Genomic DNA, 23,938 nt, shown 5'->3' with positions numbered 1-23,938 from the left:
CCGGCCGCCAACTTGGTCCGCGAAAGTCGAGGCAATGGCGATCTGGCGTAATGTGCTCTCACAGGAACCGCAGAGTAAAAATAGCGTCTTATAGTGTGGGCTAGAATTGCTCCCAATCAGTAGCGGGAGCAGTATTGCCTGATATCTGCAATGCGTGTCGAACCGCCGGTTTGGACTTGGTCAACTTCTGCGGCTGAGGTGCCGACCGAACGGTCCCAGTCAGTCGGAACACCTCTACGATCTGATCGAGTTCAACCGCTTGGCCCTCGGTCTGCTCAATGGCCGCATTAGTTTCTTCCACCAGAGCCGCGTTGTGCTGGGTCATTTCGTCCATGGTCCGCACGGCCATCGTCACTTCTTCAAGCGCCTGCGACTGCTCCTTATTGGCCCGGGCAATGGTATCGATCAGCGCGGCGCTTTCCTCGGCGCGGGTCTGGATATCAAGCAGTGTCTCGGCGGCGCGCGCCACCAATTGGGTGCCGTTTCGCACCTCGCCCGCGCTGGCGTCAATCAATTGCTTGACATCGCTCGAGGCCTGGGCCGCGCTCTGTGCAAGCCGCCGCACTTCCACGGCGACCACAGCGAAACCCTTGCCGGCTTCGCCAGCCCGCGCCGCTTCCACCGACGCGTTGAGGGCCAGGAGGTTGGTCTGGAAGGCGATGTCGTCGATCATGCCGATAATGTTGGAGATCTTGCCTGACGAGGTTTCGATGGCGCTCATGGCCTGGTTGGCCTCCCCCATCACCGCGCCGCCTTCGGTCGCGCTGCGCGACAATTGGCGGGCCGTATCACTGGCGGCTGCCGCCCGCTTGGCATTTTCTACCACCGCCGTGGAAAGTTGTTCTACCGAAGCAGAGGTCTGCTCAATGGTCGCCGCCTGCCGTGTGGTGCGATCGGCCAGATCATTGGCCCCCGACAATATCTCCCCGGTTGCCGTCTTAAGCGAGCGGGAAGTCTGCTGCAATTGCCCGACGATCTCGGTCAGCCGTTCTGCCACCGCATTGGTGTCATGCTTGATCTGGTCGAATTCGGGGTCGAGCGCTTCTGTCACCCTGCTGGTGAGATTGCCTCCGGCCACATCACGGAGCACCGCCCCTGTCGCGGCGACGGCTTTGTCGATTTTTGCGCGCGCCGCGTCATCGGCCTCTCGGGCATCGACTGTCAGCTTGTCGAAATAGGCAGAAACGCCAATGTCGACATCGAGCAGCATAGATTTGAGCACCGCCACCAGCATATCGGCCATGGCATCCGCATCGGCCAGCACGGCCTCGGCCTTGCGCGGCACGGAACGGCCGAAGCGGCCTTTTTCCGGCTCGAGCGCCGCTGACATGGTGTCATGCACCAGTCCGCGCACCAGTGTTTCCATGATCACGCCATAGCCACCGATATGCCAGCGCGGCTCCAGCCCGATCTTGGCATGGCGGAGGCCCACCTTGCTGCTGGCCTCCATATATGCCTGATCCAACTGCCCCGTCGCAATGGCCAACCAATGGCCGAACTGCTTGGACTTGGCCCGATCCATCTGTGGCTTGCCATCAAAGAATCGGGTTACCGCTGGCACCTCGGCGATCTTGGCATAAAAGCGTGTCAGGGCCGGTCCAAGATGAGCCTCGATCAGCGGCTGGGCGCGGGCCACGCTGCCCCGCGCATCGTCATCAAGACCGATAAAGTCGAGACGGGACTGGAGAAGATCGGCGGTATCGGAGGTCATGGCGAAAGGCTTCCAGATTGGGTTCCGTGACGTTCTGTGCCAATCGAGATTCCCAAATCTTGATCTGGATCATAGTCCCCTGAAAACATAGTCAATCGTGGTAAAGGATCGGTTATCGCGTGGGAGGATAGCCAGTTTTCCGTAAGTTTGGAGCGGGCAGCGATCGTGCCCCACTGCGTGGTGTAACTGAGGCTTGGCCTCCACGCATATCCGGCTTGGCCGGGCTGGTCAGCGTGCGGGAACTGCCGGCAAGCTGACGAGGGGATCATCGCTCAACGGGGCGACGGATTCCAGCGTCATATATCTCGCCCGCTGAACCGCCCATTCATCGTTCTGTTCGAGCAGGATAGCGCCGACGAGGCGGATGATTGCGTCCTCGTTGGGGAAGATGCCCACGACCTCGGTCCGGCGCTTCACCTCGCCATTCACCCGTTCAATCGGGTTGTTGCTGTGCAACTTGGCCCGATGCTCCTTGGGGAAGCTCATGTAGGCGAGGACGTCGTGCTCGGCCTCATCCATGATGGTGGCAAGCTTGGGCACGCGAGGGCGGATTTGGTCGGCAACGGCGCGCCACTGGGTGCTGGCCGCCTCCGGCGTCTCCTGGGCGAAGGCCGTGGCGATAAAGGCACTGGCCACGCGGCGACCGCTCTTGCCGGCATGGGCGAGGACGTTACGCATGAAGTGAACGCGGCAGCGCTGCCATGTGGCGCAAAGCACCTTGGTGACGGCGGCCTTGATGCCCTCATGGGCATCGGAGATCACCAGCTTCACGCCTCGCAGGCCGCGGCGGGTCAGCTTGCGCAGAAACTCGGTCCAGATCGCCTCGGCTTCCGAGGTGCCGATCTCCATGCCCAACACCTCGCGCCGGCCATCGGCATTGACGCCCACGGCCATGATGGCGGCCACCGAGACGATGCGGCCGCCCCGGCGCACTTTGAGGTAGGTGGCGTCGATCCACAGGTAGGGCCAGTCGCCCTCGATCGGCCGCTCAAGGAAAGCCTTCACCCGACCATCGATCTCCTCGCACAGGCGGCTGACCTGGCTCTTTGAGATGCCGCTCATGCCCATGGCTTTGACCAGGTCGTCCACCGACCGGGTCGAGATGCCTTGGATATACGCCTCCTGGATCACCGCCGTCAGCGCCTTCTCGGCCAGCCGCCGAGGTTCCAGAAAGCCAGGGAAGTAGCTGCCCTTGCGAAGCTTGGGGATGCGCAGCTCGACCGTGCCGGCCCGGGTCTCCCAGTCCCGCTCGCGGTAGCCATTGCGCTGGACCCGCCGCTCGGCGCTCTTTTCGCCATAGCCGGCGCCAGTGGCGGCACCCACTTCCATTTCCATCAGCCGTTCGGCAGCAAAGCCAATCATCTCGCGCAGAATATCGGCGTCGGGGGCCTTCTCTACCAGCGAGCGCAGGTTCATCATCGAGTCGGTCATCGGTGGTCCTTCAGGTACAGGGTTGGCGTAAGCAACCAGACCTTACCGGAAATCCGTCGATGACCACCCAGCCGCTCGCTCGCTACGGCGCTCCTAATGGCGCGCTCGCGAGCGGCTTGACCACCTCAGTTACACCACGTCCCGGGACACGACCCGGGCAGCACTTCGGTGTCTTTCAGATCGGCGGCTCGGCCCTGCGCTCCAGAATAGCTTGAGGTCGGCCTGCGTTTAGCTCTGCCGTTCGGCGAAAGATGGATGGAAGGTTTCGTCCTGCAAAGGACACAGTGGCATGACCGCAATGGGGTCGATCCTCGCGATCAGGTCGAGTTGCTCCCCAGACCGCTATCTCAATGCGCTGTTACGCATTTCATTTGTGCTCAGCGTTACCCTGCGGGGATCAATGGCGGGGGAAGAGCGTGCCACTTAAGCCGTGTATAGCCTAGAACCTTTTCTTTGCCTTTGCGGCTGCCTACAGACCCAATTGCCGCCATCATGGGTCACTTCGGTGTAGTGGCTAAGCCATTCAAATCGTTGCGCCTGGCATGAGGCATAACAAATGCAGATGGTCGGCCACGGCATTAGTCGTGCATGTAACGTTTGAATCCCCGGTTTTTGGGCACCTTCATGACGTTCCGCCTCCGGCAAACATGTTGTTCCTCTTCTTAGGAATGGCTTATTTGGGGTGGAATGCGGACTGGCTGCTTCTGAAACAGATGGTAGAAAAGCTGACATTCGAAGCTTGGTGAACTTGGGGCAAACAGTTGTGGGCCACAATATGGGCAGCTCTATCCTAGGAAAGGTTCTATTTGCGCCCGTCTGCCAGGGGGGGTAATCGAAAATGACCAACCAGATCTGCTCAAATTTGTTGAGCGGCCGCCAGTGCAGCATCTGGTCTAGGAAAGGAGATATCGCGACCACTCAGCGTGGCGTCGATGGCCTTTTTTATGTTCGGATGCAGATCGAGTGCTCCACCGATAAAGGCGAGTGGGCTGGGACCAATGCGCATGGTCAGATTCGTGGCGATTTTGGCCAATTCTCTACCGGCGCGGCTCAGCAGTTCCATTGCATAGAGTTCGCCATCGTGTGCTGCGCGGCTCACGGCAACTGCAAGGGTTCCGATACGACCGCGATCGCCGGAATAGATGAATTCGCGGACGTTGTCCCACTCCGTTGCACCCACCGTTACGAAGATTTGGTGAGCCAGGAAGGGCATGGCATCGAAATTTCCGTCTCTATCATGAATGCGATACAGGCACTCCACTGCCCGTAGCGCGATCCAACTGCCCGACCCGGCATCATCGACCAGAATGCCTCGTCCGCCGACCCGAACCTGAGTACCATCGGCTGAAATATGGATCCCGAACGATCCGGTCCCAGCAGAAATGACATGGCCTTCACCCGGTCGGAAAACGGCGAGGTATGCTGCCGTGATGTCGTCGAACAGGTCCGCCTGCACGCCGAAGGCGTCAGAAAAGAGAATCTTGGCTGCCTCCTCCACGCCCTTGCCGTACCCGGTCAGCCCTGCCCTGATACGCGACGGCAGAATGCCATGTGTGGCCAGTTGAACGTTGATATCTGCGAGTACCGTCTCGAGACGTTGCCGTTCCGTGACATTGAAGATATGCGCTGTCGCCCCCTTGGAAAGCCCACGCGCAAGCTCTCGACCCTGCACATCACATGCCACCCAGCGGCTGCCGGTTCCGCCGATGTCTATGCCGATGCAGGCGGGCCGCTGCGCGGGAACGATCGTCATGACGTGAGCGCGCGCTCGCTGCCATCGAAGAAGTGCAGCATTTCGGAAGACGCGCTTATGAAGACGCGATCGCCGGGCCGATAGCTATGCCGGCCAGTCTGAACCACGACGAATTGCTCGCCACCAGAGCGCAGAATAAAAGTGGCTTCATTGCCCGTCGGCTCGATGACAGCAATTTCAACGGGAAGCGTACCCGTGGTTTCAGCGCTTCTGAGCTGGATGTGCTCGGGCCGAATGCCAAGCGTCGTTGCCTGGCTAGCTCGCTCGCGGTGCTCGGGCGAGAGCGGAATCGACAGGCCCCCGGATGTTACGAAAGAGAGTACACCCGCGCGCTCACTGAACTGGCCATCGAAGAAGTTCATTGAAGGCGAGCCAATGAATCCAGCGACAAACTTATTTGCCGGGCGGTCATAGAGATCGAGCGGGGCTCCGACCTGCTCGACATGGCCGGCACGCATCACGACGATCTGATCGGCCATCGTCATGGCTTCTACCTGGTCATGCGTCACATAGACGGTTGTCACCTTGAGGCGTTGATGCAGTTCCTTGATTTCAGCCCGCATTGAAACCCGCAGCTTGGCATCAAGGTTTGAAAGCGGTTCGTCGAAGAGAAAGACTTGCGGGTTGCGCACAATTGCGCGGCCCATGGCAACGCGCTGGCGCTGCCCACCCGAAAGCTGCTTGGGATAACGCTTGGCCAGCGCATCAAGATCGAGCGAGCGCATGACTTCGGCCACCTTGCGCTCCCGTTCGGCTTTGGGCACGCGCGCCATGTAGAGCGGGAAACCGATATTGTCGGCCACCGTCTTGTTCGGATATAGCGCGTAATTCTGGAACACCATTGCGATGTCCCGGTCCTTGGGCTGCACTGTGTTGACGACGCGAGTGCCAATGGCAATTTCGCCGCCGCTGATAGTCTCCAGTCCTGCGATCATGCGCAGCAGGGTCGACTTGCCACACCCGGACGGTCCAACCAGTGCGACGAATTGGCCGTCCACGATATCGAGCGAGATATTGGCAATGATCTCGGTGGGGCCGTAGCTCTTCTTGAGAGCCTTGATGCTGAGTTCTGCCACCTGAATGTCCTTTCGTTTGTCGAGGTTGTCAGCCTTTAACGGCACCGGCGGAAAGGCCGGCCACCAGGTAGCGCTGCACGAACAGGAAGAAGATGAGAGCGGGAACGGTGAAGATCACTGCCGCAGCCATCATCTGGCTCCAGTCCAATGTGTATTCCCCGCGGAATGAGGTCAGGCCCACGGAAAGCACCCAATTGTCCTGAGAAGCGATGAGGGTACGCGCGAGGAAGAACTCGTCCCAGCCGGAAATGAAGGACATGGCGACAACCACAACGAGTCCCGGCAGCGCCAACGGCAGCACGACCCGATAGAAGGCACCGAGTTGGGTGCAGCCATCTATCATCGCCTGTTGTTCGATTTCGACCGGAATCTGGTCGAAGAATCCCTTGAGAAGCCAGATGGCAACCGGAAGAATGAAGGCGGTATCGGCTATGGCAAGCCCGAACAGCGAGTTGTAGAGCCCCAATTGCTGGAAGATCACGAACAGCGGCACCACGATGAGCGCTGCCGGCAGCAGTTGGGAGAACAGGATCAGAATGGTGAAGATCGAGGTCGTCTTGGTCTTGAACCGCGAAAGTGCATAGGCGGCGTTGATCGCGATGACAGTCGAGAACACCGATGTGCTGCCCGCAACGATGACGGTGTTGATGAACCAGCGGCCAATGGCGCGCTCCTCGAAGATTGTCCAGTAGGATTCGAGGCTGAAACCGCTCGGGATGAGGTGGGGCGGCCAAGCGAACATGCTCTCGGTTTCCACCGATGAGGCGAACATCCAGTAGTAGGGAAAGAACACGATCGCAGCGAAGACCAGGGTCAGGATGAACCAGAAGGCGCTGACAAACTTTTCTGAGTGGGAGGGGTTCATCAGGCGTCCTTTCCTTGCTTGGTGGCCCAGAAATAGACCACGCTGAAGAACAGCAGGATCATGAGCAGGCTGGTGCCGACTGCTGCGGCATAGCCGATCCGCTGGTATTCGAAGGCCGTGTTGTAGGTGAGGATCGACAGGGTCTCGGTGGAGCGCGCCGGTCCGCCGCGGGTCATAGCGTAGATCATGGTCACGCGCCGGAACGAATTGAGCGTCAGCAGCAGGATCAGGATGATATTCACCGAGCGCAGGCCGGGCAGCGTCACATGAATGAAGCGAGAGACAGGACCTGCGCCGTCTATGGTGGCCGCCTCATACTGCTCCTTGGGGATCATCTGCAGTCCGGCCAGAATAATCAGCATGGCGAGAGGAAACTGCTGCCAGGCGGTGAGCGCCACAAGCGCGGGGAGCGCTAGGTGGGATTGCGACAGCCATGGCAGCGGTTCACTGATCAGGCCCAGGCTGGTGAACAGATAATTCAGGACGCCGAATTGGGGATCGAGCATCCAGACGAAGATAAGGACCGCCACCACTTCGGGAATGGCCCAGGGCAGGATGAAGATCGTGCGAACAACCCCGCGGCCGGCAAATTCGCGGTTGAGCAAAAGCGCAAATCCCAGACCAAGTGCATAGGTCGCGGTGACCGAGGCGATGCCATAAGTTGCAGTGACGCGCAGAGAATTCCAGAAATATTCGTCCTGGACGAGGGCGTTGAAATTGGCAAAGCCGATGAAACGACCTTCGGAATAGGTCAGGATCCGCGTATTGTAGAAGCTGAGTGCGATCCCCTGCAGGATCGGCCAGATCAAGATCAGTGCCAGCAGCACGCCCACTGGGCCCAGCAACCATAACGGTAAAAGGTTTGTTCGCTTGATTGATGACGGCATGCCGGGACGCTCCGCTGCAGCCCGGGGTGCATGTCCATGCACCCCGGGACATTGAGATCGATGGTTAGAGAGTGGCTGACCAGTTTTCCAACTTGGACTGGAGGGCATTGAGCCCATCTTCCACCGAAGTGCGGCCCGAATAAATCTCTGAAAGCGCGTCGACGACCATCTGCCGGAACTCGCCAGCGTCGATCAGGTAGCCCGGAGGTGCGTAGCCGATGCCACCAGGATACTGGGCAGCGATGGTGGCCATGTTGCCCACCCAGGCATTCTGCTCGAGGAACTCAGCGCTCGGCTCGGCGGTGGTGCCGGGAATTTGCAGTAGGTCTTCCAGCCAGCGGCGCTGGGCGTTTTCGTTCATATAGGCGGTGAGTAGATCACAGGCCTGTTCGGGGTTCGCGGCCTTGGCCGGGATAACGAAGAACGCGCCGCCCGTTACTGCGGCATGCGTCGGGGTGGGAACGACTTCAAAGTCAATATCGGCCATCATTTCAGGCTTCTGACCCTGAACCTGGGTCATGAGCCAGGGACCTTCGAACATAATGGCGACCTTGCCATCGATGAACAGATCACGCGCCTGGATGACGCCGAGCCCGATCGGGGCCAACCCTTCGTCGAGGAAACGCTTTACCCAACCGATGGCTTCGATATTGCGCGGATCGTTGGCCGTGATGGTGCCATCCGGTTGCGACCAGTCAGAGCCGAAGCCCAGCACCCACTGCATCGAGTTGATGTAGACGTGAAGGGGCGCTGCCATGTCATTGCCGAAGGCGTAGCCATAGGCACCGGTCTTTTCCTTGACCGCGAGCGAGGCCGCGTAAAGCTCTTCCACGGTCCGCGGCATCTCCTCGATACCGGCCTCGGCCAGGAGCTTCCGGTTCACCACGACGGACCACGGGCTCATGGTCAGCGGCACGCCATAAGTCACGCCATCGACCTTGGCGAATTCGACCGATTTCAGCAGGCGGTCACCGAATCCGCCTTCGGCGATGCACTGATCGAGCGGGGCCAGCGTTCCGGCACTGATCATGGGCGGCAACATACTGGTGAACGCCGTCATCAGGTCAGGAACGGCGCCGCCGGCGATCTGCGTGACCACAACCTTTTCGAAGTCAGCGGACGGAATTTGGGTTCCCGAGACAGTATTGCCCGAGGCGGTCTCGAATTCGGCGGTGTTCCGCTTGAACCATTCGCCGACCTGACCTTCTTCCCACATCCAGCTTGGAACATTGAGCGTTACGCCCTGCGCCTGTGCCGATACCGAGCCAAGCAGAACGGCCGCGGCTGTCGCCGATAGAAACAAACTCTTCATTTTAGTCTCCCTTTCGTGTTGCCTATTCACTCACGCGACTGAAATGTTCAGTGCCGTTCGCAGAATTCCGTTTGCCTGCCCCAGTCGATGCTGTGCTTCGCCTGCATCAAGGCCTGACAGGACCATGAGCGTCGCCAGCTTGACGTTGTTGTCGGCGCGCGACAGCGCCAGTTCCGCTTCCTGGAGAGACGCATCCGTCGCCTGGCAAATGATCCGCAATGCGCGCGCTTTCAGCTTTTCATTGGTCGCTCGCATATCAACCATGAGGTTGCCAAAGGTCTTGCCGATGCGGACCATGCTGGCTGTGGTCAGCATGTTGAGCACCATTTTCTGTGCCGAGCCGGACTTGAGCCGGGTGGAACCGGTGAGCACTTCCGGGCCTACCACAGGCACGATGGCCAGTTGGGCCGCTGTGGTTATGGGCGAAGCGGGATTGCATGTGACGCCGATCGTCACCGCCCCGATCTCCTGCGCATAACTAAGCCCCGCCAGCACGTAAGGCGTGCGGCCCGAAGCTGCGAGGCCTACGACAACGTCCAGCGCGGTCAGCCCATGAGCTTTGAGATCAGCGATGGCCGCCGCCTCATCATCTTCAGCGCCCTCCATGGCGTGGCGCAGTGCGTGATCACCGCCAGCGATGATTCCCACCACCATCGCTTCATCGACCCCAAATGTCGGAGGGCACTCGGATGCGTCCAAAACGCCCAACCGCCCGCTGGTCCCGGCACCGGTATAGATCAGTCGCCCGCCAGCCCGGAATGCCGCGCTGATCAGGTCAACGGCGCGCGCAATATCTGGAAGCACCAGTTCGATGGCCTCGGCGACGCGGTGGTCCTCGCCGTTCATCAGCCTCACTAGGTCGAGGACGCTCGCGCCATCAAGATCTTCGGTCGATGGATTTCTTCGCTCGGAGATCAACTGCTCCAGTTCCGTCATCAGACGCTGTGTCATTATACGATCCTCCGAGCCCACATCACTGCGGCAACTGCACCGGCTGGCCCAGGCGAGCAGCCTCGATCAGTGCGCTGATGATCTTGGTATTTGCCAAACCTTCTTCCCCAGTGGCGAGCACAGGCTTGTCAAACAGCACCGCCTCGACGAAATGCACCACCGCATCGAGAACAAAGCCGGTCAGGTGCGGACCAAACGGGGGCACCAGCATATCCGGGAAAGCCCCCTTGTTTTGGGTGTAGAGTTCCATTGTGCGGTTGTGCGAGCCATCGATATTGATGGCGCCCTTGCTGCCCAGGAGTTCGATCTTGAGATCTTTGACGGTGTTGTAGGTGTCCGGCAGGATCCAGGTGTGCTCAAAGACCCCAACCGCGCCGCTTTCGTATTCGACCGTTGCGACGTGAAAGTCGGGGGCATCAACGCCTAAATCCTTCAGAATGCCGTCACGGGACACGACATAGGCGCGCACTGGCTTGTCGTCGAGAATCCAACCCACGATGTCAATCATGTGGCTGCCCAAAAACCACAATGCGGATGACTGGCTCGACCATTTGAGCATGTCACGCGGCACAGCTATCGTATTGCTCAGCCGCGTATAGACATAAGACGGCTTGCCAATATCGCCTCGTGCAACCGCGTCCCGCGCCGCAACCATGGGCGGATTGGCGCGATTGTGAAAATCCACCATCAGCTTGACGCCAGCCTCGTTGGCGGCGGCAATCATGGCCTCGGCGTCCTCGACCGTGGTCGCCAGCGGCTTTTCCACCAGGATATGCTTGCCCGCCCTGGCCGCAGCAACCACCGCATCGCGATGGGCAGGGTCCGGGGTCGCCACCGAGACGGCGATGACATCTGGATCGGCCATGATTTCGTTGAAGTCTGTGGTGTAGGCTGCGGCGCCGTGGGCTTCTGCAACAGCCTTTGCACGCGCCTCGTCAAGATCGCAGACATATTTGAAGTCTACCAAAGGGTGACGCTGGTAGGCCTGCGCATGGCGCTGACCAAACAATCCCGCACCGATTAGGGCAAATCCCTTCTTCATAAACGTCCTCATGTGTGAGAGACGGTGCAAAACACATGCACCGCCGGAAACTTATGCTGGACCAGCTTATGATACCGGTATTATAGATAGCACCGCATCATGCACTGAGGTGAGAGTAAAAAGACTTCCAAGCGGGTCGATAGTTGCCGGCTTTCAAGCCAAAACTGTCCAAGACAGGCTGGCTTTGGGAACGTGAGGCTGGTTTCTCCGCAGGTGGTCTTGTCACTCCTCATTCATCTCGTTAGTGGTATGATACATGTATCATAAACTGCGTCAATAGGCTGACATGGACAAGACTGGTACTTTAATAGATCTTCTCGTTGAGCGTATTGATGCGGGCGTCTATCCGCGTGGTGAGGCCGTGCCCTCGGAGCGGCAGCTTGTCGAAGAGTTGGGATTGTCCCGGACCACCGTGCGGCGGGCTATCGAAGATCTGGTGCACAGGGGCCGACTCGAGCGGCAACCTGGACGGGGTACGTTCGTACCCGGTGCTGTCCAGGCGACAACCACGACCGCCCCCGTGCAAAGGGTCGTGGCCGTGGTGGTGCCCACTTTCTCAAATCCCTACTATGGCGAGATGGTGAACGGCATTGAGAAGGAAGCGCGGCGGTTCGACCTTCGCCTCATGGTCAGCCAGTCCGACTACTCAGTCACAACGGAGGACCGCGTGCTGGACCAATGCGCCTCAGATCCTTCGATCTGCGGGGCGTTGATCGTCCCAGATTCGACCGATCGCGGTACGCGCGGCATGCAAAAGTTTCTCCATGTCGGCAAGCCGGCTGTCTATATAGGCCGTTGGCCGAAAGACGTCGCGTGTGATGGTGTGCGGATTGACTATCGCATGGCAGCGCAACAAGCCGTCGAGCATCTGGTCGGGCTCGGCCACCAGCGTATTGCCTATATTGAGGGCCTGCCAAACCTTCCTGGGTTCTCGCCGGTCGATGGGTATTATGACGTGTTGCGCGCACATAGAATACCAGCCAGGCCCGAACTGGTGCGCATTTGCGATCAGCCTTCAGAAGCCACAGGTCGCAAGGCCGTGCTAGACCTCGTTGCAGAAGGCGTGGAGTTTTCGGCGATTTTCGCGCGCAACGACATCACCGCGATGGGCGTCCTGCAAGGGTTGCGAGAGGCGGGACTCCGCACGCCCCAGGATGTCTCGGTTGTTTCGATCGCAAACAGTCTTTGGGCACGGACCATGGAGCCCCCGCTCACCAGCGTAAACTCGCATCCTTTCTCGGTCGGCCAGATGGCGCTCCAGCTTCTGAACAACCGTATGGAGAAAAGTTACGATGGCCCACCTATTAAGGCTGTACTCGACTCCGACCTCGTTGTTCGAGCTTCGACGGTGCGACGTTAGCACGTGGCCGCTGGTCCGTCGGCACGGGAAGAGGATGTCCGCTATTGGAATTTCGAAACGACCCCTCGAAGGACAGGAATGGTGAAGGGTTTGGGATGCCGTTTGGCGTCGCAAAGCCACCCCATGCAGGAACCCGCGGTCCGCACACGCTGCGCTATGGGGTTTTCGGATTTGGCCCGGTCAAGTGCCGGCCGCAAACTGCGGCATATGGCGTGGCGAGTTTGCCAGGTGGACGTCGTCCGGGCAGCATTTGAGGCTCAGCGACGACGGAGTTGATGAGATTGGCGTGCAGGACGATGGTCGCTGGAGCGCCTGGCACGAACCATCCTGTCGGCCCGCGACGTGGCGGGACCGATTGATCGAGCGGATCATGCCGGGTCATGAAGGGTCTCCCGGACTGGTTGTCTCGCGGTCGGCGGGGCCCGCGGCTGGCACCATGCAGCGAAGGTCTCGATGATCACCATGGTGCCGCCGCAGCAGGGGCAAGGCGGGCGCGGGTCTGGGGCGGTCTCGGGGGCCGGCGGTTCGTCCGACGCCGGCGCCACCCCCAGCATGTCGCGGACCTGAGCGAGGCAGTCTTTGCGGGCGGAGCCGGCGAGCAGGCCGTAGTGCCGGATGCGGTGGAAGCCGCGCGGCAGGACGTGGATCAGGAAGCGGCGGATGAACTCGTCGGCGGCAAGGGTCATGACCCGCTGCCTTTCGGCGCCGGAGCAGCGATAGTTCTTGTAGCGGAAGGTGACCTCATTGCCGTCGAAGGCGATGAGGCGGCTGTTCGAGATGGCGACCCGGTGGGTGTAGCGCGAGAGATAGGCGAGCACCGCCTCAGGCCCGGCAAAGGGCGCTTTGGCATAGACCACCCAGCGTTTTCTTCGGACCGGTGCGAGGTGACGGATGAAGGCCCGACGGTCTCGGAGCCCTGCCATCTGTCCGAAGAAGTCGAGCTTTCCGGCACCATGGAGTTCGAGCAGCCGGGTGAGGAACAATCTTCGGAACAGCGCACCCAGAACCCTGACCGGCAGCAGAAAGGCTGGTCGCGATGAGATCCACCGACCATCCGGTGCGATCCCACCACCGGGCACGATCATGTGGATATGGGGATGGTGGGTCATGGCCGAGCCCCAGGTGTGGAGCACGGCGGTGATGCCGATGCGGGCGCCCAGGTGTTTTGGATCTGCCGCGATGGTGAGCATCGTCTCGGACGCTGCCTTGAACAGCAGGTCGTAGACCAGAGCCTTGTTGTGGAAGGCAATGTCGGCGATCTCGGTTGGGAGCGTGAAGACGAGGTGGAAGTAGCCCACCGGCAGGAGATTGGCCTGCTGGGCTTGGAGCCAGGCGCGTGCCGCTGCGCCCTGGCACCGGGGACAATGCCGGTTGCGACAGGAGTTGTAGGCGATCCGCCGATGTCCGCAGTCGGAACAGGCTTCGACGTGACCGCCCAGAGCCGCGGTGCGGCAGGTCTCGATCGCCGACATGACCTTGAGTTGAGTAAGGCTCAGATGCCCGGCATGGGCCGCGCGATAGGCAGGGCCGGCGGCACGGAAGATATCGGCGACCTCAATGGTGGCGCGCACTGGCTCAGGCGGGTGGAGGCTTGTCCTCCATCAGGGCCATCAGACGGTCCAAAGGACTGGCGACCGCCTGGATCGTGCGGGTCGAGACCTTGGTGTAAAGTGCGGTCGTCTCGAGCTTGGAATGCCCGAGCAGCACCTGGATGACCCGGATATCGACATCCTGCTCAAGCAGATGGGTGGCAAAGCTGTGCCGCAAGGTATGCGGGCTGACCCGCTTGCGGATGCCGGCGACCTCGGCCGCCTCCTGCACCGCGCGATGCAATTGCCGCGACGAGATCGGATCGGTTGGGGAGCGACCCGGAAACAACCAGCCATGGGGCAGCATCACGCCCCGTTGCTTACCCTCGCGCCACCACAGGCGCAGCAGCTCCAGCAGCTGGGGCGAGAGCATGGCGTTGCGATCCTTGCGCCCTTTGCCCTGTTCGATCCGGATCAGCATGCGGGCGCTGTCGATGTCGTCGACCTTGAGATGGGCCACTTCGGAGACGCGCAGCCCGGCGCCATAGGCGACCCCGAGTGCGGCTTTATACTTGATGCCTGGCGCCGCCTCGAGCAGCCGGGCCGCTTCCTGGATGCTGAGCACATCAGGCAGCTGGCGCTGATACCGGGTGATCACCAGGGCCCGCGACAGCTCCCGCCGCTTCAGCGTCACATCGAACAGGAAGCGCAGCGCCGAGACCGCGCCATTGATCGTCGAGGGGCTGACGCCGTTCTCATGCTGGTGGAGCTGGTAACGGCGGATATCATCGGGCGTGGCCGCGTCAGGGCTCTTCCCCAGAAAGGCGGCAAAGCGCCGGACGTGACGCACATAATCGTGCCGGGTGTGGACGCCCAGGCCGCGCATCAGCATGTCCTGCTGCATGCGTTGCCGGAGCGGCGTAGTGGGAGCATCGGTCGATGACATAACCATAGGAAGTTCCTCTCGTTGAAAGAAACTCCATGGTCCGACTGCGACCTCAGCCGCTCAAAGACCTAAAACGATGACGCTGAACCACCCGCGCGCACCCCTCCCGCGAAGCGGGTTAGTGCATGGGGTCGGTATCGGACCGATTGCCCGGGGCCCAGGAGACCGGTGGCACCGGGGTGGTTTCCTGACTGGCAGCTTTTTGGCAAGCAATGCGAGAACACAGACATGAGAACGGAACCCCGTCTGGATGGCCTACCAGTTCTTTAGTATTGTCTCGATGACAACTTCGATCGTCATTTCGGAGGTATCCAGCCATAGCCCCTGACGAGGGGTGTTGGATTGAAGCGCTTCGGCGAGGACGTTGGGCGGGAACTGCTCACTGTAACCAGTCTTAGATCGTTTGGCATCGCGCTCTGCCAAGGTCTCCACACTGGGATTGAGCACCACTATGCGAGGAGCAAGGTCAGCAAGAGCTGTTGTGACGCGAACAAAATCGTCACCTATCAGGATATCTTGATAGACCGTGGCAAACCCCGCCCCGATGAATCGGCGCACAGCGTCCATGGCAATGTCTTGCCGGAGGTGGAGTTGCAAAATGGCCTCGCTATCGAGCTCCGGCCCCATAACAGCACCACCCCTGGCGATCATACGCAAAAAGGCATCGCCGCCGACATGAGCGGACCTCTCGAAGCGCTGCACCAATTCCTTCGCGATCGTCGACTTCCCGGCTGCCATGGCTCCGGTGATGAGATAAAGCGGTGCGGTCATTAAACTTCCTTAGAATGGGCAGGGCTTGTCTTGCCCTCAACTATGCACTGTCGTCTCGAAGGACGAGCCTTGCAGGATATCGGTGGCCTTGTGGTGATCGTCGACACCATCGATTAGGAACACCTCGCCCTCTGCCCCCTGCATTCTCAACGGAATCAGCGCCTGATACGCGGCGGAGTTGTACCAGCGTCGTGCAGCGTCCAGATTCGGGAATGAGATGACGATAAGATCATTGGTGAACCGGCCTTCGAGTTCGTCCTTGGGGCCGCCATGAATGATGAAATTGCCGCCGAAGGGTTCGAGGGTGGCGTCGATGCCACGCAAGTAATCGGCGATGCCTTGGTTGAGCGTGACGTTGCGGAGGTGGCCGATGGCATAAGCGGTCATCTTCAGATGCTCCCTTGGGTGGATGGAATTGGGCGGTTGCTTGCACCGAACTCGGCGACAGCCAGCGTGGCAACAAGACCTGCCTGTCCGCCGAGTAGAAGCCAGCCAATTGGGTTGGGAGAGACTAGTCCCGCGAGTGGCAAAGCGAGACTGACGATCACCCAGGCGCAGTTGCCCAAGATGACAAAATTTGCCGCCCAACTTGGTACAGGCACCGATCGCGCCGACGCTGCCATAAAGGCGGCAATGGGCAAGAGCAGGATGCCAGCCCAAAACAGGAGTGGTGCAGGCAGCGCGGTCCAGGCACCGATCGGCGCCGAGACCGCTATCAGACAGACACCCATGAAACTGCAAGCCAGCGCATCGAGATTGAGGAGATTGGGGAGGGAGAGGGAACGATGATTGTTGGCCATCTTATTACCTTTCAAGGTTGGGAACCGACCTGTGCGGCTGCGATGGCCCCTATTATCGAGAGTTAGTGATCTTCCGTCGATTACCCCGGGGGTAATAGCCCGAGGTCGGAAGGACTGATATCGAACTGAGATGATGACAGAACAGCACAATGCCGGGAGCCTGCTACGTCAGTGGCGTCAGCGTCGGCGCTACAGCCAGCTGGCACTCGCACTCGAAGCCGATATCTCGCAGCGACATTTGAGTTTCATCGAGTCCGGTCGTTCGCAGCCGAGTCGTGATATGCTGATGCATCTTACTGATCGCCTTGATGTTCCGTTGCGGGAACGGAACATCATGCTCCTGGTTGCCGGTTTCGCCCCTGCCTATGCCGAACGGGCGCTGGCATCGCCGGAACTCGCAGCAGCCCGGAATACGATCGACCACGTGCTCAACGGCCATGCCCCACATCCCGCCGTCGCCGTCGACCGTTACTGGACGCTCTTGTCCGCCAATAAGGCCATCGACATCCTCACGCAGGGCGCGTCAAGTTACCTGCTAGAGGGTAAAGTCAATGTCCTGCGTCTCAGCCTGCATCCAGACGGGCTGGCATCGCGGATCATCAATTTCAGGGAATGGCGAAGCCATATTCTTTCGCGCCTTGGGCGCGATATTGAGATTTGTGGAGATCCCGAACTCATCACTTTGCTCGAAGAACTCAGTTCATATCCTGTTCCGGCTCATGCCTCTTCCACTCGCAGCACGCTGGCGCGTGATCGCTCCATCGCGATACCACTCGTCATCGCTTCTGATGAGGGGCCACTGGAGTTTCTCAGCACTACGACCGTCTTTGGTACCGCAGTGGATGTAACGCTGGCTGACATTGTCATAGAGAGCTTTTTCCCCGCCAATGCCCAGACGGCAAGCGCCATGGCGCTCTTGATGGCTGGAAAAGCTGGGTGATTTGAGCGCTGTTTTTCGGCTGTCCAGCCCAGCAGTGCCAATTTTCTTCATTCGCCGCACAATTCAGGTCCGGTTTCGGGAAAGGCGGCTAAACTAATTTACGACCGAAATGGGGTCGTGAACAGCCTCCCCTGCCCGGCTGATGTGCGCCCCATGCACTAACCCGCTTCGCGGGAGGGGTGCGCGCGGGTGGTTCAGCGTCATCGTTTTAGGTCTTTGAGCGGCTGAGGTCGCAGTCGGACCATGGAGTTTCTTTCAACGAGAGGAACTTCCTATGGTTATGTCATCGACCGATGCTCCCACTACGCCGCTCCGGCAACGCATGCAGCAGGACATGCTGATGCGCGGCCTGGGCGTCCACACCCGGCACGATTATGTGCGTCACGTCCGGCGCTTTGCCGCCTTTCTGGGGAAGAGCCCTGACGCGGCCACGCCCGATGATATCCGCCGTTACCAGCTCCACCAGCATGAGAACGGCGTCAGCCCCTCGACGATCAATGGCGCGGTCTCGGCGCTGCGCTTCCTGTTCGATGTGACGCTGAAGCGGCGGGAGCTGTCGCGGGCCCTGGTGATCACCCGGTATCAGCGCCAGCTGCCTGATGTGCTCAGCATCCAGGAAGCGGCCCGGCTGCTCGAGGCGGCGCCAGGCATCAAGTATAAAGCCGCACTCGGGGTCGCCTATGGCGCCGGGCTGCGCGTCTCCGAAGTGGCCCATCTCAAGGTCGACGACATCGACAGCGCCCGCATGCTGATCCGGATCGAACAGGGCAAAGGGCGCAAGGATCGCAACGCCATGCTCTCGCCCCAGCTGCTGGAGCTGCTGCGCCTGTGGTGGCGCGAGGGTAAGCAACGGGGCGTGATGCTGCCCCATGGCTGGTTGTTTCCGGGTCGCTCCCCAACCGATCCGATCTCGTCGCGGCAATTGCATCGCGCGGTGCAGGAGGCGGCCGAGGTCGCCGGCATCCGCAAGCGGGTCAGCCCGCATACCTTGCGGCACAGCTTTGCCACCCATCTGCTTGAGCAGGATGTCGATATCCGGGTCATCCAGGTGCTGCTCGGGCATTCCAAGCTCGAGACGACCGCACTTTACACCAAGGTCTCGACCCGCACGATCCAGGCGGTCGCCAGTCCTTTGGACCGTCTGATGGCCCTGATGGAGGACAAGCCTCCACCCGCCTGAGCCAGTGCGCGCCACCATTGAGGTCGCCGATATCTTCCGTGCCGCCGGCCCTGCCTATCGCGCGGCCCATGCCGGGCATCTGAGCCTTACTCAACTCAAGGTCATGTCGGCGATCGAGACCTGCCGCACCGCGGCTCTGGGCGGTCACGTCGAAGCCTGTTCCGACTGCGGACATCGGCGGATCGCCTACAACTCCTGTCGCAACCGGCATTGTCCCCGGTGCCAGGGCGCAGCGGCACGCGCCTGGCTCCAAGCCCAGCAGGCCAATCTCCTGCCGGTGGGCTACTTCCACCTCGTCTTCACGCTCCCAACCGAGATCGCCGACATTGCCTTCCACAACAAGGCTCTGGTCTACGACCTGCTGTTCAAGGCAGCGTCCGAGACGATGCTCACCATCGCGGCAGATCCAACACCTGGGCGCCCGCATCGGCATCACCGCCGTGCTCCACACCTGGGGCTCGGCCATGACCCACCATCCCCATATCCACATGATCGTGCCCGGTGGTGGGATCGCACCGGATGGTCGGTGGATCTCATCGCGACCAGCCTTTCTGCTGCCGGTCAGGGTTCTGGGTGCGCTGTTCCGAAGATTGTTCCTCACCCGGCTGCTCGAACTCCATGGTGCCGGAAAGCTCGACTTCTTCGGACAGATGGCAGGGCTCCGAGACCGTCGGGCCTTCATCCGTCACCTCGCACCGGTCCGAAGAAAACGCTGGGTGGTCTATGCCAAAGCGCCCTTTGCCGGGCCTGAGGCGGTGCTCGCCTATCTCTCGCGCTACACCCACCGGGTCGCCATCTCGAACAGCCGCCTCATCGCCTTCGACGGCAATGAGGTCACCTTCCGCTACAAGAACTATCGCTGCTCCGGCGCCGAAAGGCAGCGGGTCATGACCCTTGGGCGTCAAGATCGGTGATGATCAACGTGGTGAGCCCCAATGTGTCCATCAGGCTCTTCAGCTTGTGCGCGTGGCTGCCGCCGACTTCGAGGATGGTGATGTAGCCCTGGTTGAGGCGTTGGAAGTCCTTCCTGATGAAGTTCGGCAGCATCATCTTCTCGGCCGAACCCTCCACCAATATTGCTGCGTCGGCGAAGAATAGGTCCGCGTGCTGCGCCCGAATGTATCGGGTGACGAACCTCGAGGTCTCCGTTTCGAGGCCAAACGCCCCGGTCAGATTCACCACCGACGACACCGGAACAGCGACCTTGTCCATGCCAGCGGGCAGGCGTCGGAAGTATCGCAGGCAGGCATAGGGCGTCTCGTGGGCAACATGGCTCGAGTGCGTGCTGACGACGAGCTGGGTTCGGAGCAATGCGTTTGCTTCCAGATCTGGGTGGGCCCTCAGAACCTGGTAGGCCTTCTTGATGAAGACCTGCTGCACCTGAGCATGGCTCAGGACGCTTCTGCGCTATTCTCGGATTTTGCTACCAACCAGCAAACATTGGCTGAGCTTGGATTCGAGGCTGACCTCAGCAGTGATCGGTTGGTCGAGGTCGGCTCACTGCTTGAAGAGTTAGCCTCGCTTTCCGATCACGCCGATCCGGAGCTCGTTTGCTCGGTTCTTGACCAAGACAAGAACTCTCAACTTTTGGAATTCCTGGCCGAATGCGAGACCGCCAGAGGCTACCGCGAGGGTCGCCATCAAATTCGATACGAAGCAAGCCCAGCGAGCTATCCGTGTCATCGACGAGCAGCGGAAAGAGCTTGAAGCCAAAGCCTTCGAGATCGTCGAGAACCAGCTCCTCGTGTTCTGGCAATCGAACCTGAAGCAGCCAGTGCAGGGTAAACGGACCGGCGAGCTTGCGATCATGGAATATGTGGCAAAGAAGCCGCTGGCGGTGGTGTACGATTCCGATCTTGCCGAGCAGCGGATCAAGCACGAGCTTACCGACGGCGAGCGAAACATCTACAAACTGGGCTTCTACGTGACGGCCAGGGTCGAGCGACTGAATGGCAGGCCCGTGGCTTACAGGATCTCGGAAGTCCACGATATCATCGAACTGCCGGACGACGACGAATGATTGCGTGGCGCCGTGGCTTCTTCCGCGTCTGGATGGTGCTGACCGTCCTCTGGGCAGCTTTCGCTCTGCTAGTCGGCTGGGGATCCGTGGCTAATCCGTACGTGCCCACACGTGACGTCGCTATCCGGACAGAAGGTGAAGTCCCCGATCTTTTCGAGGATTACGGGCAACTGCACCAAGCGTTCGAAGAGCGTGTCCGGGCCGGAACCACCAAGAAGTCGGCTTTACAGAGGTACGGCTTCAATCTCTACACCAGCACCAGCTTGGAGCCATGGAAGTACTACGAGTACGTGGAGAAAGCCGAGGCCGCGGTCGCTGACTACATCCAGGCCGAGACGGTCCGCCGGCGCAGCCAAGCCATTCCGCAGCTAGCTATGGGCGTAGTGCTGCCGCCCCTAGTCGTGCTCCTGCTTGGTTGGGGTATCGGATGGGCCATTGCCGGATTCCGCAGGAATGTGTGAGCTACCTCAAATCGCGTTGTTGAGATGCGCCGCTGTCACTCGGCAGCCAGGAACCTACTCCCCTTGAGGACAGCCTCGATCGTCAGCCCCGTCGGCACCAGATGCGTGTCCATGTGCCGATTGCGTTCGGACTTCAGCAGCTTCTTGTTCTTTGCTACTTCGCCCTTCACCCACCAGTCGCTGAACAACCCTGGCCGGTCGGCGTAGACCCGCGCCATTTCCGGCTGCAGTAGATCAACCCAGGCGTCCATGATTTTCCACGTCCTGTGGGTACCGTCATGCAATGCATACGAGCTCCCCGTCATCGTCGACGCCTGTGTCTGTGAGCGGTGCGTCACCTCAGCAGCACGCAGCGGCTCATCCTCGTGATCGAGGATGAAGTCGGTCTCGGCTCGCAGCAACCCCAGCAGAGCTTCCCCATGCGTCCCAAAACCCCGTCGCATGTCGTGCGGGGATGCTTTTACGTTGGGCAGGTATGAAAGATAATGCGTCAGCGTCGACTCGGAGATGTGGCCCGATTTCGACTTTGCAGGGAACAGCCACTGGCTACCTGCGTCGCCGCGAGCCCTGGCGGCCTTGAGAAAACACTCCCATACTGGCTCTGGCAGCGGGACCACGTGAGGGCGTTTGGCTTTCCCGTTTTTCTTGCGTCCCTTTCGCGAAGATGCAGGAACTTTCCAGAGACCACGTTTTCCGTCCGCCAGCGGCTCGAAATCCGTAATCCGAGCTTCAACGATTGCCCGCCGGCGCTGGACGGTCCACACTAACATCTCGATTGCGCCGGCATAGGCTGGCTCGTAAGCGACGCGAGCGGCCAAGATAGCCTCCGCCATCTCTGTCACGCTGGGGACGTATGTGCCTCGCTCATCATCATCATCCTCGTCATCTTCGTCGATACGGGTTCGTGGTGGTGGCCGGAGCCGGTCCATGATGCCGGGCGTGACGCCAGTTTTCCGGACCTCCGCATCGCTCTCCAGCCATTTCCAGAATGGTCGAATTACTCGGCAGAAATGATCAGCCTGTGTCTCATATCCGTCGGTGTGGACCTCTTTGACAATCTCCGCGAGCTCTTCGCGACTGATCGTATGTAGCTGGCGATCATCTAGGCAAGCTAGTTTCGGGTGATTGAGCGTCTGGCGATAGTCGTCGAAGGTACCTTTGGACTTGGCAGCCTCGACCATCTCCAGATACGCGGTTCTGCCCTGGGCAAACGTCATCAGCACCAGCTCTGGCTCCGGGGCTGCCTCGATCTTCCCGAGCTCAACGAGCCGGCAAGTCATCCATTCTTGGTCCAGCACGCCGCCAGCCCGGGCAACGGCCGAAGCATCGGTGGCGACTTGCCGGGCCTCGGCGATGGAGAGCAGGTCCACCGAGGCCATGGCCAGCCGGTAGCTTGTGCCCGCGACCTTTCGCCGGAAGTTCCACATCACGCCACGCGGGCGGACGCGCAGCTCGAGGCCCTGAACACGAGCGTCTGTCATCTGATACTCGGCCGCGCCGCGGAGTTGGTCGGCTCTTGCTTTCTCTACGATGGCCTTGGTGATGAGAGTCGGCATGGATATTCTCTGGGACGCGGCTGGGACGCCGCTCAATCCATCAGCTATCCGCTAGTGGAGCAAGCCGTGAACAAGGATCAGGGTTAAAATCCCCCGGAAATCCAAGGATTAGAGACATATTAACCGTTTTCCGGTAGGGTGATTCATAGATGCCGGTATAGCTCAGTTGGTAGAGCACCTGATTTGTAATCAGGGGGTCGCGGGTTCGAACCCTGCTGCCGGCACCAGAAATTCCCCTGCAAAATCAATCTATTACTGGGTTCGCTAGCGTTGCCCGGGCGCCTTTCATGTCGCATCCGTGTTGCGTCTGAATACCGAGGATTTCCGGGCATTTCGAAAGACCCCCGGCGAATCCATGCAACATATATGCGACATGAATTTGAGTATGGCTGGCGCCGCCGCGCTTCAGATGCGCCTTCACCAGAATCACGACACAGATGACGCCATCACGCTTGGAGGCCTAAAATGTCCCGTTACGGCGTGTTCTAGAAAAGTGTGATTGATTGAGCGAGTAACAGGGGTGTTTTGGGTCGATCCTAAAAGTTCTCTCGACAGCAGCGTCTAATCCATGAGAAATTCAGTCTAGGCTCTACTCCATGGGGGAAGTTATGCCGACCATCGAATTTGTTGATATGCGGTTAGCCGGCGATATCGCCTTCTACAACTTTTCGCTTAATGGTCCGGGCAATGAACGCGTCGGGCTCATCCCTATTCAGACAGTGTGCAAGCGCGGCGAGAGCTTCGACGACGGCAAGGCTCGCGCGGCAGTCCAACTGAAGCTCGTGATCAAGTGCTGGGCTGAGGAAGCAGACAAGCTCTAAGCCGCCATCATCTGATTGAACCGCTCTGGCGTGAGCCAGGCCGCTAGTCATCCCACTCGGCATAGAGATGCCCGCCGAATGCCTCGGTGACCTTGGCGACGGCGCTGAAGTTCAAGGGCGATCAGTCGTCAGCGGGATCGACGCGCCCGCACTTGAGCGCCTTCGTCAATTTGGTCAGCTTCACGCCTCGCCGCTTTGCCTCGCGAACTACATCGCGGACAACTGGCACCGTGCTCTCCTTTCTGGGCACACGCAGACTGCGTAGCTCATTTCTCCTGAGCTTTATGGCGCCAGGAGTGCGTCCCAAGATCTCGGCAAGTTGCACATCGCTGCAGTACCGGGTTGCCTTGCTAAGCAGTGCTTCTTGATCTCTAGTCCACAGCTTCTGACGGGAGAGGCCGAGCGAAGTAGCCCTGCCACGAATAGCCCAACGGGTCCGATTGGGCAGCAGCGTTGCCGCCCTCTTCAAGTTAGGATGGCAGTCACGCAGTATGTTGTCTTCACGAAGTGTCCACGCGAAGACCTT

22 protein-coding genes, 1 tRNA gene and 1 pseudogene are annotated in these 23,938 nt (G+C 60.0%); 8 read left to right on the top strand and 16 right to left on the bottom strand.

All coding sequences use genetic code 11. The features are described 5' to 3' along the window. Window positions 1–100: 100 nt before the first annotated feature. From NYQ88_RS09905 to NYQ88_RS09865, 9 genes are all read right to left on the bottom strand, one after another. Entirely contained in the window at window positions 101–1,711 is a 1,611-nt protein-coding gene (locus tag NYQ88_RS09905) for a globin-coupled sensor protein (RefSeq protein ID WP_275654746.1), read from the bottom strand. 228 nt (window positions 1,712–1,939) lie between these two features. Next, entirely contained in the window at window positions 1,940–3,142 is a 1,203-nt protein-coding gene (locus tag NYQ88_RS09900; protein WP_024849733.1) for an IS256 family transposase, read from the bottom strand. 856 nt (window positions 3,143–3,998) lie between these two features. Continuing rightward, window positions 3,999–4,895, bottom strand: coding sequence for a BadF/BadG/BcrA/BcrD ATPase family protein (locus NYQ88_RS09895; RefSeq protein ID WP_275654745.1), 897 nt, complete (start codon window positions 4,893–4,895; stop codon window positions 3,999–4,001). Beyond that, a complete protein-coding gene (ugpC, locus tag NYQ88_RS09890; RefSeq protein ID WP_275654744.1) occupies window positions 4,892–5,971 on the bottom strand; it encodes a sn-glycerol-3-phosphate ABC transporter ATP-binding protein UgpC in 1,080 nt (359 codons plus the stop codon). The genes NYQ88_RS09895 and ugpC overlap by 4 nt, the downstream gene beginning before the upstream one ends. A 28-nt stretch (window positions 5,972–5,999) precedes the next feature. Next, the gene (locus tag NYQ88_RS09885; RefSeq protein ID WP_275654743.1) at window positions 6,000–6,836 is read right to left on the bottom strand and encodes a carbohydrate ABC transporter permease; all 837 of its coding nucleotides are present in this window, start codon (window positions 6,834–6,836) and stop codon (window positions 6,000–6,002) included. Further along, complete coding sequence (locus NYQ88_RS09880) at window positions 6,836–7,663, bottom strand: sugar ABC transporter permease (RefSeq protein WP_275654742.1); 828 nt, start codon at window positions 7,661–7,663, stop codon at window positions 6,836–6,838. The genes NYQ88_RS09885 and NYQ88_RS09880 overlap by 1 nt, the downstream gene beginning before the upstream one ends. Window positions 7,664–7,787: 124 nt before the next feature. After that, on the bottom strand, window positions 7,788–9,035 hold the full coding sequence (locus NYQ88_RS09875) for an extracellular solute-binding protein (RefSeq protein WP_275654741.1): 1,248 nt from the start codon (window positions 9,033–9,035) through the stop codon (window positions 7,788–7,790). Between the two features lie 30 nt (window positions 9,036–9,065). Continuing rightward, window positions 9,066–9,989, bottom strand: coding sequence for an N-acetylmuramic acid 6-phosphate etherase (gene murQ / locus NYQ88_RS09870; RefSeq protein WP_275654891.1), 924 nt, complete (start codon window positions 9,987–9,989; stop codon window positions 9,066–9,068). Window positions 9,990–10,008: 19 nt separating this feature from the next. Next, entirely contained in the window at window positions 10,009–11,028 is a 1,020-nt protein-coding gene (locus tag NYQ88_RS09865) for a Gfo/Idh/MocA family oxidoreductase (protein WP_275654740.1), read from the bottom strand. 286 nt (window positions 11,029–11,314) lie between these two features. Here NYQ88_RS09865 and NYQ88_RS09860 point away from each other — a divergent pair, with 286 nt between their 5' ends. After that, on the top strand, window positions 11,315–12,388 hold the full coding sequence (locus tag NYQ88_RS09860) for a GntR family transcriptional regulator (RefSeq protein WP_275654739.1): 1,074 nt from the start codon (window positions 11,315–11,317) through the stop codon (window positions 12,386–12,388). Between the two features lie 368 nt (window positions 12,389–12,756). On the opposite strand, the gene NYQ88_RS09855 is transcribed toward NYQ88_RS09860, so the two are convergent. From NYQ88_RS09855 to NYQ88_RS09835, 5 genes are all read right to left on the bottom strand, one after another. Next, window positions 12,757–13,959 (bottom strand): IS91 family transposase, encoded by a 1,203-nt coding sequence (locus NYQ88_RS09855; protein ID WP_275654323.1) that lies wholly within the window; start codon window positions 13,957–13,959, stop codon window positions 12,757–12,759. A gap of 4 nt (window positions 13,960–13,963) precedes the next feature. Beyond that, window positions 13,964–14,863 (bottom strand): site-specific integrase, encoded by a 900-nt coding sequence (locus NYQ88_RS09850; protein WP_345774633.1) that lies wholly within the window; start codon window positions 14,861–14,863, stop codon window positions 13,964–13,966. Window positions 14,864–15,118: 255 nt separating this feature from the next. Continuing rightward, window positions 15,119–15,634 carry an AAA family ATPase gene (locus NYQ88_RS09845; RefSeq protein WP_275654738.1) on the bottom strand — a complete coding sequence of 172 codons (516 nt, stop codon included), beginning with the start codon at window positions 15,632–15,634 and terminating at the stop codon, window positions 15,119–15,121. Window positions 15,635–15,670: 36 nt separating this feature from the next. Continuing rightward, window positions 15,671–16,021 carry a DUF1330 domain-containing protein gene (locus NYQ88_RS09840; RefSeq protein WP_275654737.1) on the bottom strand — a complete coding sequence of 117 codons (351 nt, stop codon included), beginning with the start codon at window positions 16,019–16,021 and terminating at the stop codon, window positions 15,671–15,673. Between the two features lie 2 nt (window positions 16,022–16,023). Then, window positions 16,024–16,434, bottom strand: coding sequence for a hypothetical protein (locus tag NYQ88_RS09835; protein ID WP_275654736.1), 411 nt, complete (start codon window positions 16,432–16,434; stop codon window positions 16,024–16,026). 133 nt (window positions 16,435–16,567) lie between these two features. Here NYQ88_RS09835 and NYQ88_RS09830 point away from each other — a divergent pair, with 133 nt between their 5' ends. The 3 genes and pseudogenes from NYQ88_RS09830 (at window position 16,568) to NYQ88_RS09820 (ending at window position 19,468) form a co-directional block, all read left to right on the top strand. Next, entirely contained in the window at window positions 16,568–17,374 is an 807-nt protein-coding gene (locus tag NYQ88_RS09830; protein ID WP_275654890.1) for a helix-turn-helix transcriptional regulator, read from the top strand. 280 nt (window positions 17,375–17,654) lie between these two features. Next, the gene (locus NYQ88_RS09825; protein WP_345774633.1) at window positions 17,655–18,554 is read left to right on the top strand and encodes a site-specific integrase; all 900 of its coding nucleotides are present in this window, start codon (window positions 17,655–17,657) and stop codon (window positions 18,552–18,554) included. 4 nt (window positions 18,555–18,558) lie between these two features. Continuing rightward, window positions 18,559–19,468, top strand: a pseudogene (locus NYQ88_RS09820) (IS91 family transposase). Here the strand turns inward: NYQ88_RS09820 and NYQ88_RS09815 are convergent. Further along, window positions 19,440–19,865, bottom strand: coding sequence for a TOPRIM nucleotidyl transferase/hydrolase domain-containing protein (locus NYQ88_RS09815; RefSeq protein ID WP_275654735.1), 426 nt, complete (start codon window positions 19,863–19,865; stop codon window positions 19,440–19,442). The pseudogene NYQ88_RS09820 and the gene NYQ88_RS09815 overlap by 29 nt on opposite strands. A 250-nt stretch (window positions 19,866–20,115) precedes the next feature. On the opposite strand from NYQ88_RS09815, the gene NYQ88_RS09810 reads away from it, so the two are divergent. Further along, window positions 20,116–20,574, top strand: coding sequence for a hypothetical protein (locus NYQ88_RS09810; RefSeq protein WP_275654734.1), 459 nt, complete (start codon window positions 20,116–20,118; stop codon window positions 20,572–20,574). Beyond that, a complete protein-coding gene (locus NYQ88_RS09805; protein WP_275654733.1) occupies window positions 20,571–21,035 on the top strand; it encodes a hypothetical protein in 465 nt (154 codons plus the stop codon). The genes NYQ88_RS09810 and NYQ88_RS09805 overlap by 4 nt, the downstream gene beginning before the upstream one ends. A 35-nt stretch (window positions 21,036–21,070) precedes the next feature. On the opposite strand, the gene NYQ88_RS09800 is transcribed toward NYQ88_RS09805, so the two are convergent. Then, window positions 21,071–22,591: an integrase family protein gene (locus NYQ88_RS09800; protein WP_275654732.1), complete on the bottom strand. Its 1,521-nt coding sequence runs from the start codon at window positions 22,589–22,591 to the stop codon at window positions 21,071–21,073. A 151-nt stretch (window positions 22,592–22,742) separates the two neighbouring features. Here NYQ88_RS09800 and NYQ88_RS09795 point away from each other — a divergent pair. Together NYQ88_RS09795 and NYQ88_RS09790 are read left to right on the top strand one after the other, a co-directional pair. After that, window positions 22,743–22,818, top strand: a tRNA-Thr gene (locus NYQ88_RS09795). Window positions 22,819–23,199: 381 nt separating this feature from the next. Beyond that, on the top strand, window positions 23,200–23,412 hold the full coding sequence (locus NYQ88_RS09790; protein ID WP_275654731.1) for a hypothetical protein: 213 nt from the start codon (window positions 23,200–23,202) through the stop codon (window positions 23,410–23,412). Window positions 23,413–23,938: the final 526 nt, after the last annotated feature.

The organism is Devosia sp. SD17-2, from assembly GCF_029201565.1.
Lineage (GTDB): Bacteria > Pseudomonadota > Alphaproteobacteria > Rhizobiales > Devosiaceae > Devosia.
This window is presented reverse-complemented; position numbering and strand designations above follow the sequence as displayed.

What these genes read in the sequence shown, in the direction of transcription:
- NYQ88_RS09800 (WP_275654732.1), bottom strand. Translation starts at nt 22,591, where the DNA reads ATGCCGACTCTCATCACCAAGGCCATCGTAGAGAAAGCAAGAGCCGAC.
- NYQ88_RS09865 (WP_275654740.1), bottom strand. Translation starts at nt 11,028, where the DNA reads ATGAAGAAGGGATTTGCCCTAATCGGTGCGGGATTGTTTGGTCAGCGC.
- NYQ88_RS09885 (WP_275654743.1), bottom strand. Translation starts at nt 6,836, where the DNA reads ATGAACCCCTCCCACTCAGAAAAGTTTGTCAGCGCCTTCTGGTTCATC.
- NYQ88_RS09860 (WP_275654739.1), top strand. Translation starts at nt 11,315, where the DNA reads ATGGACAAGACTGGTACTTTAATAGATCTTCTCGTTGAGCGTATTGAT.
- NYQ88_RS09905 (WP_275654746.1), bottom strand. Translation starts at nt 1,711, where the DNA reads ATGACCTCCGATACCGCCGATCTTCTCCAGTCCCGTCTCGACTTTATC.
- NYQ88_RS09895 (WP_275654745.1), bottom strand. Translation starts at nt 4,895, where the DNA reads ATGACGATCGTTCCCGCGCAGCGGCCCGCCTGCATCGGCATAGACATC.
- NYQ88_RS09840 (WP_275654737.1), bottom strand. Translation starts at nt 16,021, where the DNA reads ATGACCGCTTATGCCATCGGCCACCTCCGCAACGTCACGCTCAACCAA.
- NYQ88_RS09805 (WP_275654733.1), top strand. Translation starts at nt 20,571, where the DNA reads ATGATTGCGTGGCGCCGTGGCTTCTTCCGCGTCTGGATGGTGCTGACC.
- NYQ88_RS09875 (WP_275654741.1), bottom strand. Translation starts at nt 9,035, where the DNA reads ATGAAGAGTTTGTTTCTATCGGCGACAGCCGCGGCCGTTCTGCTTGGC.
- NYQ88_RS09845 (WP_275654738.1), bottom strand. Translation starts at nt 15,634, where the DNA reads ATGACCGCACCGCTTTATCTCATCACCGGAGCCATGGCAGCCGGGAAG.
- NYQ88_RS09835 (WP_275654736.1), bottom strand. Translation starts at nt 16,434, where the DNA reads ATGGCCAACAATCATCGTTCCCTCTCCCTCCCCAATCTCCTCAATCTC.
- NYQ88_RS09900 (WP_024849733.1), bottom strand. Translation starts at nt 3,142, where the DNA reads ATGACCGACTCGATGATGAACCTGCGCTCGCTGGTAGAGAAGGCCCCC.
- NYQ88_RS09850 (WP_345774633.1), bottom strand. Translation starts at nt 14,863, where the DNA reads ATGTCATCGACCGATGCTCCCACTACGCCGCTCCGGCAACGCATGCAG.
- NYQ88_RS09830 (WP_275654890.1), top strand. Translation starts at nt 16,568, where the DNA reads ATGACAGAACAGCACAATGCCGGGAGCCTGCTACGTCAGTGGCGTCAG.
- NYQ88_RS09825 (WP_345774633.1), top strand. Translation starts at nt 17,655, where the DNA reads ATGTCATCGACCGATGCTCCCACTACGCCGCTCCGGCAACGCATGCAG.
- NYQ88_RS09790 (WP_275654731.1), top strand. Translation starts at nt 23,200, where the DNA reads ATGCCGACCATCGAATTTGTTGATATGCGGTTAGCCGGCGATATCGCC.